This is a genomic window from Citrobacter sp. LST-B2, from assembly GCF_057983045.1.
This window is the reverse complement of sequence record NZ_CP192598.1, coordinates 3,577,395-3,591,146: the sequence shown is the minus strand read 5'-3', so window position 1 is coordinate 3,591,146 and position 13,752 is coordinate 3,577,395. Positions and strand designations below refer to the sequence as shown.

The 13,752-nt window shown below is 54.8% G+C and carries 13 protein-coding genes; 5 read left to right on the top strand and 8 right to left on the bottom strand.

Annotation, left to right across the window (positions count from 1 at the left end; translation table 11 throughout):
• Nucleotides 1-46: 46 nt before the first annotated feature.
• From ACQ0PY_RS17350 to ACQ0PY_RS17325, 6 genes are all read right to left on the bottom strand, one after another.
• Nucleotides 47-646, bottom strand: coding sequence for a KpsF/GutQ family sugar-phosphate isomerase (locus tag ACQ0PY_RS17350; protein WP_044264916.1), 600 nt, complete (start codon nucleotides 644-646; stop codon nucleotides 47-49).
• Nucleotides 643-2,280, bottom strand: a complete 1,638-nt coding sequence (locus ACQ0PY_RS17345) for an FGGY-family carbohydrate kinase (RefSeq protein ID WP_109740514.1) — start codon at nucleotides 2,278-2,280, stop codon at nucleotides 643-645. The genes ACQ0PY_RS17350 and ACQ0PY_RS17345 overlap by 4 nt, the downstream gene beginning before the upstream one ends.
• 16 nt (nucleotides 2,281-2,296) lie before the next feature.
• A complete protein-coding gene (locus ACQ0PY_RS17340; RefSeq protein WP_044327924.1) occupies nucleotides 2,297-3,250 on the bottom strand; it encodes an ABC transporter permease in 954 nt (317 codons plus the stop codon).
• Between the two features lies 1 nt (nucleotide 3,251).
• Nucleotides 3,252-4,241, bottom strand: coding sequence for an ABC transporter permease (locus ACQ0PY_RS17335; RefSeq protein WP_109740513.1), 990 nt, complete (start codon nucleotides 4,239-4,241; stop codon nucleotides 3,252-3,254).
• Nucleotides 4,234-5,742 carry a sugar ABC transporter ATP-binding protein gene (locus ACQ0PY_RS17330; RefSeq protein WP_109740512.1) on the bottom strand — a complete coding sequence of 503 codons (1,509 nt, stop codon included), beginning with the start codon at nucleotides 5,740-5,742 and terminating at the stop codon, nucleotides 4,234-4,236. Before ACQ0PY_RS17330 ends, ACQ0PY_RS17335 begins: the two co-directional genes overlap by 8 nt.
• Before the next feature lie 103 nt (nucleotides 5,743-5,845).
• Nucleotides 5,846-6,829, bottom strand: a complete 984-nt coding sequence (locus ACQ0PY_RS17325) for an autoinducer 2 ABC transporter substrate-binding protein (RefSeq protein ID WP_042999813.1) — start codon at nucleotides 6,827-6,829, stop codon at nucleotides 5,846-5,848.
• Between the two features lie 428 nt (nucleotides 6,830-7,257).
• On the opposite strand from ACQ0PY_RS17325, the gene ACQ0PY_RS17320 reads away from it, so the two are divergent.
• Both ACQ0PY_RS17320 and ACQ0PY_RS17315 read left to right on the top strand, forming a co-directional pair.
• Nucleotides 7,258-7,887 (top strand): DUF1007 family protein, encoded by a 630-nt coding sequence (locus ACQ0PY_RS17320; protein WP_054176540.1) that lies wholly within the window; start codon nucleotides 7,258-7,260, stop codon nucleotides 7,885-7,887.
• On the top strand, nucleotides 7,878-8,858 hold the full coding sequence (locus tag ACQ0PY_RS17315; protein WP_109740511.1) for a nickel/cobalt transporter: 981 nt from the start codon (nucleotides 7,878-7,880) through the stop codon (nucleotides 8,856-8,858). Before ACQ0PY_RS17320 ends, ACQ0PY_RS17315 begins: the two co-directional genes overlap by 10 nt.
• 80 nt (nucleotides 8,859-8,938) lie before the next feature.
• On the opposite strand, the gene ACQ0PY_RS17310 is transcribed toward ACQ0PY_RS17315, so the two are convergent.
• Together ACQ0PY_RS17310 and suhB are read right to left on the bottom strand one after the other, a co-directional pair.
• Complete coding sequence (locus ACQ0PY_RS17310; protein WP_109740510.1) at nucleotides 8,939-9,811, bottom strand: alpha/beta hydrolase; 873 nt, start codon at nucleotides 9,809-9,811, stop codon at nucleotides 8,939-8,941.
• A 158-nt stretch (nucleotides 9,812-9,969) separates the two neighbouring features.
• Nucleotides 9,970-10,773, bottom strand: coding sequence for an inositol-1-monophosphatase (gene suhB, locus ACQ0PY_RS17305; protein WP_042999816.1), 804 nt, complete (start codon nucleotides 10,771-10,773; stop codon nucleotides 9,970-9,972).
• 118 nt (nucleotides 10,774-10,891) lie between these two features.
• Between suhB and trmJ the strand changes: the two genes are divergently transcribed.
• The 3 genes from trmJ to iscS all read left to right on the top strand — a co-directional run bounded on the left by trmJ (nucleotide 10,892) and on the right by iscS (nucleotide 13,739).
• Entirely contained in the window at nucleotides 10,892-11,623 is a 732-nt protein-coding gene (gene trmJ / locus ACQ0PY_RS17300; protein WP_044327920.1) for a tRNA (cytosine(32)/uridine(32)-2'-O)-methyltransferase TrmJ, read from the top strand.
• Between the two features lie 173 nt (nucleotides 11,624-11,796).
• Entirely contained in the window at nucleotides 11,797-12,288 is a 492-nt protein-coding gene (iscR, locus tag ACQ0PY_RS17295; RefSeq protein ID WP_042317591.1) for a Fe-S cluster assembly transcriptional regulator IscR, read from the top strand.
• A 236-nt stretch (nucleotides 12,289-12,524) separates the two neighbouring features.
• The gene (iscS, locus tag ACQ0PY_RS17290; RefSeq protein ID WP_042999818.1) at nucleotides 12,525-13,739 is read left to right on the top strand and encodes a cysteine desulfurase; all 1,215 of its coding nucleotides are present in this window, start codon (nucleotides 12,525-12,527) and stop codon (nucleotides 13,737-13,739) included.
• The last annotated feature ends 13 nt before the right edge of the window (nucleotides 13,740-13,752 follow it).

The window sequence follows — 13,752 nt, the reverse complement described above, 5'->3', positions numbered from 1 at the left end:
TAAAAAGCCTCGCCAGGGGAGACGAGGCTGAAAGGTTATTAATGGATTAACGATCCTGTCGCAGGGTTAACCCGACATCACCACCCGGATGCACGGCCAGCAGCGTTTCTCTGGTATAGCCGCTTTCACTCATCAGGCAGGCGCAGGCAGCATCAAAGATCGCAATCACCAGCATGATGGAGGTGGTCGCCAGCATGTTCAGCGGATCCGCCTCGCGCTGGACGCCGGTGGAAATCACCAGCCGGGCGGCCTTTGCAATGGCGGAATTCGCGTTTTCCGTAACGCTGATAATCGGCACGTTGCGCGCCGCAAGGCCTGGCAATAAGCGCGTGAGCTCGTCAGAGTTACCGCCGCGCGAGAGTAAAATCATCCGATCGTCAGCGCGTAAAAAACCGAGATCGCCGTGCGCGGCATCGGTGGCGTTGAGGTAGATCGCCGGGCGCTCAACGCAGGAGAGCATGTGGGCGATTTTACGCGCCGCAATGCCAGAGGTGCCGACGCCGGTGACCACGATTTTCCCCCGACATTCGCGCAATTCCGTCATTAATGCATTCCAGACCGGTTCGCTCAAATGCTGACCCAGACCGGCCAGCGCCTCACTGTAGAGGGTCCAGGTATCGGTGGCCTGTTGCCATGGGCTACTCATGTGTCCCCCTGCATCAACTGACGGTACTTCATGTGATCCTGATACATCTCGTGGAACACCTGATATTTACGGTCGTAATACTGCTTAATGCGATTGGTCTGCGGGGTGACCGTTTTACCTATCCGGCTCATGGCCGACATTGCTTCCGGGAAGGTCTCGAACACGCCGGCGGCGATGGTGCCCATCATTGCGCCACCGAGCAGCATCGCTTCGCTCTCTTCCGGCAGCAGCATGGCGCAACCAGTGGCATTGGCATGTTCCTGCACAAAGATAGGGTTCTTGGTGCCGCCGCCGCTGGCCATGATAGTGTCGATGCTGTACCCACTCTGGTTCATGGTTTCAATGATGTGACGCGTACCCAACGCGATGGCCTGAATGGTTGCCAGATAGTGCAGCGCCATGTCTTCCGGCGTGCGGGAAAGCTTCAGCCCACTGATCGCCCCGGTCAGCGTCGGATTGGCGCGCGGCGAACGGTTGCCGTGGAAGTAGGGCAGGATATGAATATCACGGGTCAGGAAGGCGATATTCTCCGGCTCGCCTGCCATTTTACGCAGCAGCGCGTTCAGCACTTCATAAATAGTTTGCCCCTGCGCTTTAGCTTGCGCCAGCAGCGTCTCGTAACAAGGGTGCGACTGAATAATGTGGTCGATCAGCGCGCCGGTCGCGGACTGTCCGCCTTCATTGAGCCAGTATTCCGGCAACACGGCGGAATAGTAAGGACCCCAGACGCCGCCAATAAAGCGAGGCTCTTTTGAGATCGCCATGTGCCCGGTAGAGGTTCCACCAATCAGGGCAACGCGACGGTCAAAGTCAGCGACTTCGCCAGAGACACCGCAGGCGCCAAGCGTGCCGAGGGTACCCGCATGGGCATCGATGATCGACACGCTGACGGCAGTGCCTGGAATCAACCCCATTTCACTGGCGGCGCGCTGAGTCAGTCCGTGACCAAGCGGTTCGCCCATCGTTTTCACATAGCGACCAATTTTTGCCGCATCGTGTTCCAGCAGATCTTCCAGTCCGATCTCGCGGAAGTAGCTGGCATCCCACTTGTCTTCATGGCCCATGTAGGTCCATTTGCACACCGTGGAACACAGTGAACGCGTGTCGTCGCCGGTGGCGCGCCAGGTCAGGAAGTCGGGTAAATCAAAATAGTAGCCCGCGTTGGCCCAGGTGTTAGGCATATGCTGTTTCAGCCACAGCAGTTTCGGCGTTTGCATTTCCGGGGAGATGATCCCGCCTACGTAGTCCAGCACCCGATGGTGCATCGCGTTGATGCGCTCGGCCTGGGTGATGGCGCGGTGATCCATCCACACGATGATGTTTTGCTCGCTGCGCCCGGAAGGGCTGATGGTCAGCGGTTTGCCCTCCTTATCCAGCACCACCAGTGAACAGGTGGCGTCAAATCCCAACCCTTTCACCTGAATGGGGTTGATATCGGACTGATTAATGGCATCACGAACCGCGTTGCAGACAGCCTGCCAGATGTTATCGGACGACTGCTCGACGAAATCGGCCTGCGGGCGGTAAATTTCAATCGCGCGAGTGGCCTGGCCGACCATTCTGCCGTTGAGATCAAACACCCCTGCGCGAGCGCTGCCGGTTCCTACATCCACACCAATAAAGTAACTCGCCATAATTTTTCTCCTGAAATCAGGCTCTACGATTCTGTAATGCGATAAAGAGGATGAGTACCGCGCCCCAAAGCGCCATCGTCAGATAGCTACTGATCCCCAGCAAGTTAAAGCCGCTTTCCAGCATTTGCAGCACAACCAGCGCCAGCACCAGGCCGATGATACGGCCAAATCCGCCGTCCGGATTGATGCCGCCCAGCACCGAGGCGAGAATAGTGACCAGCAGATAAGACTCACCGTATCCGGCCTTCGCCGAGTTGAATTTCGCCATCATTAAGATTGCGGCCACCCAGCCGAGCAGGGCGGAAATGACGTAGACGGAAATCTGCACCCGAACGGTATTCACGCCGCTGTAGCGGGTCGCCTGTTCGTTGGATCCCATCAGATAAAGACTACGCCCGAGCGTGGTGTGTTCCAGCAATACCCACAGCAGCACCGCAACCACGATGAACAGCAGCAGAGCCACGGGAATACCTGCGAGGGTGGCGTTGCCGAGGTACTGAATTGCCGCCGGGAAGCCCGAAATCACCGTGCCGTTAGAGAGTAAAATGTTCAGCCCGGAGATCAGCGTCATGGTGCCGAGCGTGGCGAGGATCGGCGACACGCCAACCCAGGCGATCAGCGCGCCGTTCAGCGTCCCTATCGCCACGGCGACCGCTGCACCGGCCAGCAGCGCCAGTGCGAGGAACAACGGGTTGTCCGGATGGCTGACGATGACCGCCGCCATCACCAGCGAACAGGCGTTGGCACCGGCAATAATCGACAGGTTAATGCCGCCCGTCAGCATGGTCATCCCCATTCCCAGCGCCAGCATACCGAGGATCGGTAACTGTGAGCCGATGGACTGGAAGTTTGCGACGCTGAAAAAGCGAGTGCCCAACAGCGCTGAGAAGACGACGGCGACGACGATAATAATCACGCACTGCAGGCGGATGATGGCATCACCGGGTAATACTCTTGCGAACGCTTTCATCTCAAAGCTCCCTTGCCAGTTTGCGTTTTTCGTTCCACGCGGTGGCGCTGATGCTGACCAGGATAATGATGCCGCTGAAAACGGTGTGCCAGTACGAGGAGACGCTGAGTAGCGTCAGACCGTTTTGCAAAAAGGCCAGCAGAATCACCCCCAGCAGCGTTCCGGTCAATGTGCCCCGACCGCCGCTCATGCTGGTGCCGCCGAGCACCACCGCCGCTAGCACCGTCAGCTCAAAACCGAGCAGCGAGTTTGGCGCTACGGACTGGGTGATCTGCGCCTGCACGACGGCGGCGACGCCGGCCAGAATACCCATGTAGCCGTAGACATAGAAATGCAGTTTCAACAGATTCAGCCCGAGGCGGGAGGCGGCGTCACGGTTACCGCCCATCGCGTAAATCTGGCGACCGAGACGGGTGTAGTTCATCAGGATAGCGGTGAAGACGATCACTGCCGCCAGACACAGTAACGGCAGGGTAATACCGTAGTCATAGCCATCTGCCGCGGTGAACGAGAACCAGTTGATACCGTTCATGAACCAGTCCGGGAAGCCGTACAGCCAGGTGCCTTTGGTGGCGTAAACCAGCAGACCGTAATAGACGTTAAGCGTGGCGATGGTGATGATGATAGCGGGCACGCGCAGCCAGTAGACCAGGAAGCCGTTAATCAGCCCGAGCAATAACCCGACGGTGATGGCGATGGTCAGCGCCAGCAGAAAGTTGCCGCCGTGGGCGATCACCCAGCTTGCCATCGCGTACTGCGCTATCGCCGTCATCGCCGGGAACGAAATATCGATTCCGCCGGAGATCAGCACGACAAACAGCCCGCAGGCGAGAATACCGAGAATGGCGTAGCTGGTGGCGACGTCCGTCAGATTACCGAGTGACAGGAACTCGTCAGTGCTGACGCTCAGCCCAACGGCAAGCGCAATCACCAGCAGGCCCAGCCAGAATTCATGGTGCCCGATTAAACGGGAGAGATGAAAGTTATTCATGGATGACCTCGACCACCTCTGCAATGTCTTCTTCACGACAGCGATGCGGATTAAACTCGGCAACCAGCTTTCCGCGACGCATGACCAGTACGCGGTGGCTGTTGTAATACGCTTCCGGGATCTCATCGCAAATCATCAGCACCGCCATGCCTTGTTCCGCTAGATTGCGGGCGATCTGGTAGATCCCCTCTTTGTTGGCGATATCAACCCCCACCGTTGGGGAGTCCAGGATCAGGATATGCGGTTGGGTCGCCACCCATTTGGCGATGGCGATACGCTGGGCGTTGCCGCCGGAGAGCGTTTTGACCGGCAACTGCGGATCGGAAACCTTAATGTTCAGTTCACGGATCAGATCGGCGACCAGCGTTTTGGCTTTATCGTGATCGAGCAGGCCGCTGCGGGTATGCAGTTTGTCAAAGACCGTGACAATCGTGTTGTCGTAGATCGACTGTTCCATGATCAGCCCCTGGGTCAGGCGATCTTCCGAGACATAGCCGATCCCGTGTCTGATTGCGTCATGGTTGTTGCGCAGTTGAACCGGTTTCCCGTTAATGCGAATTTCCCCGCTGTCCGGATGCGTCATGCCAAACAGACTCAGGCAGAGCTCGGTGCGCCCTGCACCAAGCAGGCCGACAATTGACACGATCTCACCGCTGCGCAGCGACAGGTTGATGTCCTGATATTTTCCTTTGCGGCTCAGGTTGCGCAGTTCCAGCATTGGCTCCTGCTCAACCGGCGGTTTTTCCGGCAGCGGACTGTAGTGGAAGCGTTGACCGGTCATCAGGAATGCCAGTTCATGGCTGTCGAGTTCGCTGGCGGGATACGTCCCCACCAGTTTGCCGTCGCGCATTACGCTGATGCGGTCCGCCACTTCCATCACCTCATCGAGACGGTGGCTGACGAACACCACGCAAATCCCGTCGGCTTTCAGTTCGTTGACCACGCGCAGCAGGCCGTTGACCTCCTGGCGCGTCAGGGAAGCGGTGGGTTCGTCCATAATCACCAGACGCGCGTCGGCGGCAATGGCGCGACAAATCGCGACGAGCTGACGGTCGGCAATGGAGAGTTTTTCCACTTTTTTATCGGGATCGATGCTGACGCCAATCCGCTTCATTGCCGCCAGCGCCTGTTGCTTCATCGTACCGCGCCGCACCCAAATGTCGCCGCCGGGCAGGTAGCGGTTGACGGCAATATTCTCCGCCACGCTGAAGTTAGGAAAGAGGGATAAATCCTGATAGATAACCTGGATGCCGTAATGCGAAGAGAGCTGTGGTGACAACTGGTGAAACAGTTTGCCATCCAGCAGGATCTGCGCTCCTTTTTCCGGCTGATAGACTCCGGAAATCACTTTAATAATGGTGCTTTTACCGCAACCGTTCTGTCCTGCCAGACAGTGAACTTCGCCTTTTTTCAGCGTCAGATTCACATTATCCAGCGCCAGCACGCCCGGGAATTGCTTGCTGATATTCTCAAGAGTGATAAATGCGGTGGTGTCTGTCATGGACAATACCCCTGCGAGCGCCCTGACGGGCGCAGAGTGTTAAGCCTGTTGATAGCGCCGACCAGACGGTCGGCGTTAGGTTTCCCTGGTGGTGGCTGGAGCCTTAGAAACCGAGTGATTGCGCGTTGTCTTTGGTGACTTCGAGGATCTTGTTAAAGCGGATCACTTTCTTCTCCATGTCGACATCGGCTTTCCCTAATCCTTCAATGGTCAGATCTGGCGTGACCTCTTTGCCCTGCAGCAACTGATCTGCCACGGTCACCAGCGCGTAGCCGGCATCTTTTGGATCCCACAGCATCGCTTTTTTGATGTCGCCACGCATCAGATAAGGCGCTGCCTGTGCGGGCATTGCAATCCCCACCACGGCAATTTTATCTTTCGCGCGTTTTTTCTGTACTGCCTGACCGGCACCAATCGGACCCAGCGAACCGAAGCCAATGATGCCCTTCATCTGCGGATAGGTTTTCATCAGGTCCAGCGTCGTGGAGTAGGATTTGTCGATGCTCTCAGCCACCGGCAGACGAGTGGTGACTTCAAACATCTCCGGGTATTTTTCTTTCTGGTACTTGATGGCGTAATCGGCCCAGGCGTTGTGCAACGGCACGGTCAGCGAGCCGACGTAAATGGCATAGCCGCCTTTACCGCCCATATCCTTCGCCAGCTCGTCAACGTTAGCCTGCGCGTACTTCTCGCTGTCGATCGTTTCGATATCCCACTGGCCGATTTGCTGATCTGGCGATTCGTGAGTCAGGACGACAATACCCTTATCGCGCGCTTTTTTAAGCACGGGCTCAAGCACCTTGGCGTCATTAGGTACCACAATGATCGCGTTAACGTTCTTGGCAATGAGATCTTCAATCACTTTTACCTGCTGAGCCGGATCCGGTGTGGAAGGGCCAGTCTGGTAAGCATTCACATCCAGTTTCTTCGCGGCTTCATTCACGCCGGTTTCCATACGGTTAAACCACGGAATACCGGTGACTTTAGCAACCACAGCGATTTCATATTTTTCTGCCGCAAAGGACGGGCCGGACAACATGCATGCAGAAACCAGGGTTGCACTGAGTAATGCGAGTTTGAATTTCATAGTTGTACCTTTTGTAGGGACCGGGGCATGTCACGAACAGGAGGTTATCAACGAAGGGAAGAGGTAATGAATCTCAAGTTTCATAAATGTGATAAATGCCCATTTTTGTTAATTTATGGGTGTTTTATGGTTAAATTATAGTTAATTTGAGCGATTGAAATGCTTTTTTGGTTAATTTAATTGTTAATAATTATCGAAAAATGCTTATTTATTTTTACAATTCATTATCAAATTGGCTATTGCACACAGAAAATAACCGCAGCAGGCGTACCGCCCTCAGCGACGAAATCGCAAATCTGAGAACTGAATCGAGTCCAGAAATCAGCGCCCAACATTCCTCATTTCAATGTTATTCTCACGGACAATCCTGCCACGACGATCGTGACTCGCGTGGCCCGTCCTGTTTTTGTGGGGAGTTGATACCATTCATGATACGCGGCGCTTTGCTGGTATTACTCGCATTTTTGACGTCTACGGTGAGTGCACATCCTCACAGTTTTATTCGTCTGAAAACGGAAGTGATCGGCGATAACGGGACTTTTGTGGCGCTGAAGATGCGCTGGACAATGGATGAACTGACCTCTGCCGATCTGCTTTATGATGCGGGCGACGCTCAACCGGGTTCTGAAATCTGGAAGAAGCTGGCGGCGGAAGTGATGGCGAATGTGCTGGGACAGCATTACTTTACCGAAATGTGGCATAACGGGCAGCGCGTTAAATTTAAGAACCGCCCCACGGAATATAGCATGGAGCGTGTTGAGCATCAGGCCGTGCTCACCTTTGTGCTGCCGCTTGCCGAACCGCAACCATTGAGCGGGCAGCGTTACACCTTCTCGACCTTTGATCCCTCTTATTATGTCGATATGAGCTACGAAGAAGATAACGATGCAACGCTATCGTCGGCGTTGCGTGAGCAATGTAAAATCGCCGTGAACACACCGACCCCGAGCGAAGAATCGCTCAGCTTTGCCCAGTCGCTGGATAAAGAAGACGCGCCTCCGGAGGATATGGAACTGGGGAAACAATTTGCACAGACGGTGACGGTCTCATGTCAGTAATATCCACAACCCGCATTCGCGCACGGCGTTGGCTGTCGCTGTGGCCGCTGGCGCTGTTTTTGCTGATTGCAGCGATCGGTGGTGTCTGGCTGTGGTACGCCTGGCCGCAGGTGATGATCAAAAGTATTGTCTGGCAACGGGAGGTGAATCAGCAGATGAGCGTATTGCTGAAGGCCGTTGCCGCCAGTCCAGCCCAGGCGGGTGGGTCATTGCTGCTGTTTAGCTTTTTATATGGTGTGCTGCACGCACTGGGACCGGGGCATGGAAAGGTCGTGATCACCACCTGGCTGGCGACCCATCCTTCAAAGCTTAAGTCGAGCATCGGGCTGACGCTGGCTTCTTCGTTATTGCAGGGGCTGGTGGCAATCGGGCTGGTCGTGGTCGTGCTCAGCATCCTGCAACTGCCGGCGAGACAGTTACATCTGAGCGGTTTCTGGCTGGAGAAGGGGAGCTATGCGCTGGTGGGGATTCTGGGCGTTTTGCTCTGCTGGCGGGCGCTGAAGAAACTGCATGCGCTGCTGCGCAAACCCAGGTTTATCGCCTTCACGCCACACCATGTGCACCATGAAAACTGTGGCTGCGGGCATCAGCACATGCCGAATCCGGAGCAGATCCACCACGATGATGACTGGCGCGCGCGGCTAATGATTATTCTGTCGATGGGGATGCGTCCCTGTTCCGGGGCGATCATGGTATTGCTGTTCAGCAAAGTCATCGGCGTCTTTGGCTGGGGAATAGTCTCGGCGCTGGCAATGGCGGCGGGAACGTCGCTGACGATTACCTCTCTGGCGCTGCTGGTGCACAGTTTTCGTACGCTGGCAGTCAGGCTGAGCGGCAATCATGCGCCGGTACTGTGGCGGCAGGTTGGTTGGTCAACGCTGGCGTTAGCCGGTGGCGCGATATTAGTGGTGGCAGCAGGAGTGATGTGGGTGAGTGCGGTGCCAGTGGGAAGGGGATTAAGACCGTTTTGATTATTAAATCATAAGCTCACTCAGTTAAAAAACCAGCAGAGTGCGCTCCGATGGAGAATCAACAGGTTTATATTCTTATACTACTCCATAGCATGACGAATAAAATCTATCGCTGCATCACGATATATTTCGCCATGGCGTTCAGAGAAGGCATCGATATGTTCACCCTCCGGGATAATGATTATCTGTTTCGGTTCGCCAGCTTTTGCAAACAAAGCTTCACTATGTTGCCAGGGAATAACGTGATCCGCCGTCCCGTGAAGCAGAAGCAATGGGATCGGGGCGATGCTGCTGATGTTTCTATCCGCACTATAGCGATTGTCGAGTAAAAATCCGCTCCCAGGGATCATCTGGTTGGCAATGGCGGAATACGATGAAAAGGTCGAGTCGAGGATAATGGCGCGTACGCCCGTGCGATCGCCGTGCCGCTGATTTGCACAGTCCATGCAATTGCCTGCTGTGGCCAGTACATTATTTCCCCCCAGGCTTTGCCCCAACAAGACCAGTCGCTGAGTATTGACATCGGGGCGGTGTCGCACGTAGTCCATCGCGCTTCGCGTGTCGTCTAATAGACCTTTTTGCGTCGGTGTACCCTCAGATTCACCAAACCCACGGTAATCAAACATAAACAGATTTACATTACGTTTTGGCAGCCAACTGACTAACGGCCAGTGCGCCGACATATTTCCGGCATTGCCATGGACATGCACGACCGTCGCAATCGCGTTTTCGGCGGGGCCGGTGGATGAGGGAATAAACCAACCGTGTAGTTGGGTGCCGTCTTTGGCGGTAAAGACGATAGATTCAGCTTCGACAGGGGTTGGCCCATAGGCTTTATTATCCGGGTAATAAAAGGCATTGATCGCCACGCGGGGCAGCAGGTAAATACAGACCACAATGATAAACAGAATAAAAAGGGATTTGACGATGTTTCGGGTATGTTGAATGGTCATGTTCGCTTCCTTGCCGCTTTATGCCAATAGCGGTACATGCTTAAGAGCAGGGCGCGATCGTGTAAAAACGTGCAGGGAAAGTAAAGCGATGAGGTTGTGTTTAGGAAAAGCGCCCGGAAAAGGCTCGGCGGATGAGTGGCCCCATCCACCGGAGAAAATTAACGCTTCAGCGCGTCGCTCAGTTCGTCACGCATATTCGCCAGCATCGCTTTAACCACGCGCGGGTTACCCGCCACGATGTTGCCGGTCGTCATGTAGTTGTGACCACCGGTAAAGTCGCAGACCAGGGCGCCAGCTTCACGGGCGATCAGTTCACCCGCGGCGAAATCCCACGGACGCAGACCAATTTCGAAATAACCGTCAACGCGCGCAGCGGCAACATAGGCCAGATCCAGCGCAGCAGAACCGGTGCGACGGAAGTCAGCACACTCGGTAAACATTTTGCCGAGGATATTCATGTAAGAGGTGGCGTGCTGTTTGGCTTTGAACGGGAAGCCGGTCGCGATAATAGTGCCGTCCAGGTCACGCGCATTGCTGCCGCGCAGACGGTAACCATTCAGCTGTGCGCCCTGACCGCGGGTTGCGGTGAACAGTTCATTACGCATCGGATCGTAAACCACGGCGACTTCAGTGCGGCCTTTAATACGTACGGCGATGGAAACCGCGAAGTGCGGCAGACGTTTTACGAAGTTGGTGGTGCCATCCAGTGGATCGATAACCCATTGAACATCCTGATCGGTACCTTCATGTTCACCGCTTTCTTCGGTGATGATGGTGTGCTGCGGGTAAGATTTGCGGATCGTTTCGATAATAATCGCTTCAGCGGCTTTATCGACGTTGGTCACGAAATCATTGCTGCCTTTCTGGCTGGTTTCTACTGAGTCAGGCGTTTCGTAGTGTTTGGCAATTACATTACCCGCCTTGCGCGCTGCGCGCACGGCGATGGTCAGCATCGGATGCATCGGTCTCTCTCACTGGATGTTAAAGAACGGGAAAACGGCGCAGAGTATAGCAGCGAGATCGGAATATGTCTTCGATTTATGATAATATGGCTGAATAATCTTTAGCTGAAGAAAGACAATGCTGCAAAATATTCGAATCGTGCTGGTGGAAACCTCTCACACCGGCAATATGGGCTCTGTTGCCCGCGCCATGAAAACAATGGGGTTAACCAACCTGTGGCTGGTGAACCCGCTCGTGAAACCTGATTCCCAGGCCATCGCCCTGGCGGCAGGGGCCAGTGATGTGATCGGCAATGCGCAGATCGTCGATACCCTCGATGAAGCGCTGGCCGGATGCAGCCTGGTGGTCGGGACCAGCGCACGTTCGCGTACGCTGCCGTGGCCGATGCTTGACCCGCGCGAATGCGGTTTAAAAAGCGTAGCGGAAGCGGCAAATACCCCCGTGGCGCTGGTGTTTGGTCGTGAACGCGTTGGGCTGACCAATGACGAGCTGCAAAAATGCCATTACCATGTCGCGATTGCGGCGAACCCGGAATACAGTTCGCTGAACCTGGCAATGGCGGTACAGGTCATCGCGTATGAAGTGCGCATGGCCTGGCTGGCGACGCAGGAAAATCCTGATGCGGTCGTGCATGAAGAAGCACCGTACCCGCTGGTAGACGATCTGGAGCGGTTTTACGGTCACCTTGAGCAGACGTTGCTGTCGACGGGGTTTATCCGTGAAAACCATCCGGGACAAGTGATGAACAAGTTGCGCCGTCTGTTTACGCGTGCGCGTCCGGAGAGCCAGGAGCTGAATATTCTGCGTGGAATGCTTGCTTCTATTGAGCAGCAGAATAAAGACAAGTAAGTGCAAACCAGCTGGCAAAGCAAAATGGCACTGAAGGTTAAATACCTGACTAAAACAGTCAAGTAAATAGTTGACTGATTTAGTCGGGAATGTCAGACTTGGCCCTGCTATGCAATACCCCCATTTTACAATAAAAAACCCCGGGCAGGGGCGAGTTTGAGGTTAAGTAAGACATGAGACTGACATCTAAAGGGCGTTATGCCGTGACCGCAATGTTGGACGTTGCGCTCAACTCCGAAGCGGGCCCGGTACCGTTGGCTGATATTTCTGAACGTCAGGGAATTTCCCTTTCTTATCTGGAACAGCTGTTCTCCCGTTTGCGTAAAAATGGTCTGGTGTCCAGCGTACGTGGGCCAGGCGGTGGTTATCTGCTGGGTAAAGATGCCGGCAGTATTGCAGTCGGTGAAGTGATTAGCGCTGTTGACGAGTCGGTAGATGCGACACGTTGTCAGGGCAAAGGCGGTTGTCAGGGCGGCGATAAATGCCTGACCCACGCGCTGTGGCGCGATCTGAGCGACCGTCTGACCGGTTTCCTCAACAACATTACGTTAGGTGAACTGGTGAATAACCAGGAAGTCCTGGATGTGTCTGGTCGCCAGCACAGCCACGACGCTCCACGCACAAATCGTGCACAAGACGCGATTGACGTTAAGTTACGCGCTTAATTTAACCGTCCTGTTTCGGGTTGCATCTGCGTTGGCTGCACATGTTCACCCCGCTTACTTTTGTAAGCTCTCGGGGATTCGCATGTTTACCGCCTTGCTGAAACGCGAAACAGTTAGGTTAACGATAAGAAGATTTTCGAGTCAGGCCGGAGCGTTTGCGCTCCGTTAACACGGTCGTACATCCAGCCGGTTGCCTGACTCCTTGCATTGAAGCGATGTACGGAGTTTATAGAGCAATGAAATTACCGATTTATCTCGACTACTCCGCAACCACGCCGGTGGACCCGCGTGTTGCCGAGAAAATGATGCAGTTCCTGACACTGGACGGAACCTTTGGTAACCCGGCCTCCCGTTCACACCGTTTCGGCTGGCAGGCTGAAGAGGCGGTTGATATCGCCCGTAATCAGATTGCCGATCTGGTGGGTGCCGATCCGCGTGAAATCGTCTTTACTTCCGGTGCGACTGAATCCGACAACCTGGCGATCAAAGGTGCAGCCAACTTTTATCAGAAAAAAGGCAAGCACATTATCACCAGTAAAACCGAGCACAAAGCGGTACTGGATACCTGCCGTCAGTTGGAGCGTGAAGGGTTTGAAGTGACCTACCTGGCGCCGCAGAGCAACGGGATTATCGATCTCAAAGAACTGGAAGCGGCGATGCGTGACGACACCATCCTGGTTTCCATCATGCACGTGAATAACGAAATCGGCGTGGTACAGGATATCGCGACTATCGGCGAAATGTGCCGTGCTCGCGGCATCATCTATCATGTTGACGCCACCCAGAGCGTGGGCAAACTGCCTATCGATCTGAGCCAGTTGAAAGTTGACCTGATGTCCTTCTCCGGTCACAAAATTTATGGCCCGAAAGGGATCGGCGCGCTGTACGTTCGTCGTAAACCGCGTATTCGCATTGAGGCACAGATGCACGGCGGCGGTCACGAGCGTGGCATGCGTTCCGGTACGCTGCCTGTCCACCAGATCGTCGGTATGGGCGAAGCCTATCGCATCGCGAAAGAAGAGATGGAAACCGAGATGGCGCGTCTGCGCGGTCTGCGTAACCGTCTGTGGAACGGCGTGAAAGATATGGAAGAAGTCTACCTGAACGGTGACCTTGAGCAGGGCGCACCAAACATCCTCAACGTCAGCTTTAACTACGTTGAAGGCGAGTCGCTGATCATGGCGCTGAAAGACCTCGCGGTCTCTTCCGGTTCTGCCTGTACCTCTGCGAGCCTCGAGCCTTCCTACGTGCTGCGCGCACTGGGAATGACCGACGAGCTGGCACATAGCTCTATTCGTTTCTCTTTAGGTCGTTTTACTACCGAAGAAGAGATTGATTACACCATCGAACTGGTTCGTAAATCTATCGGCCGTCTGCGTGACCTTTCTCCGCTGTGGGAAATGCACAAGCAGGGCGTGGATCTGAACAGCATCGAATGGTCACATCATTAATCGGTACCGATAA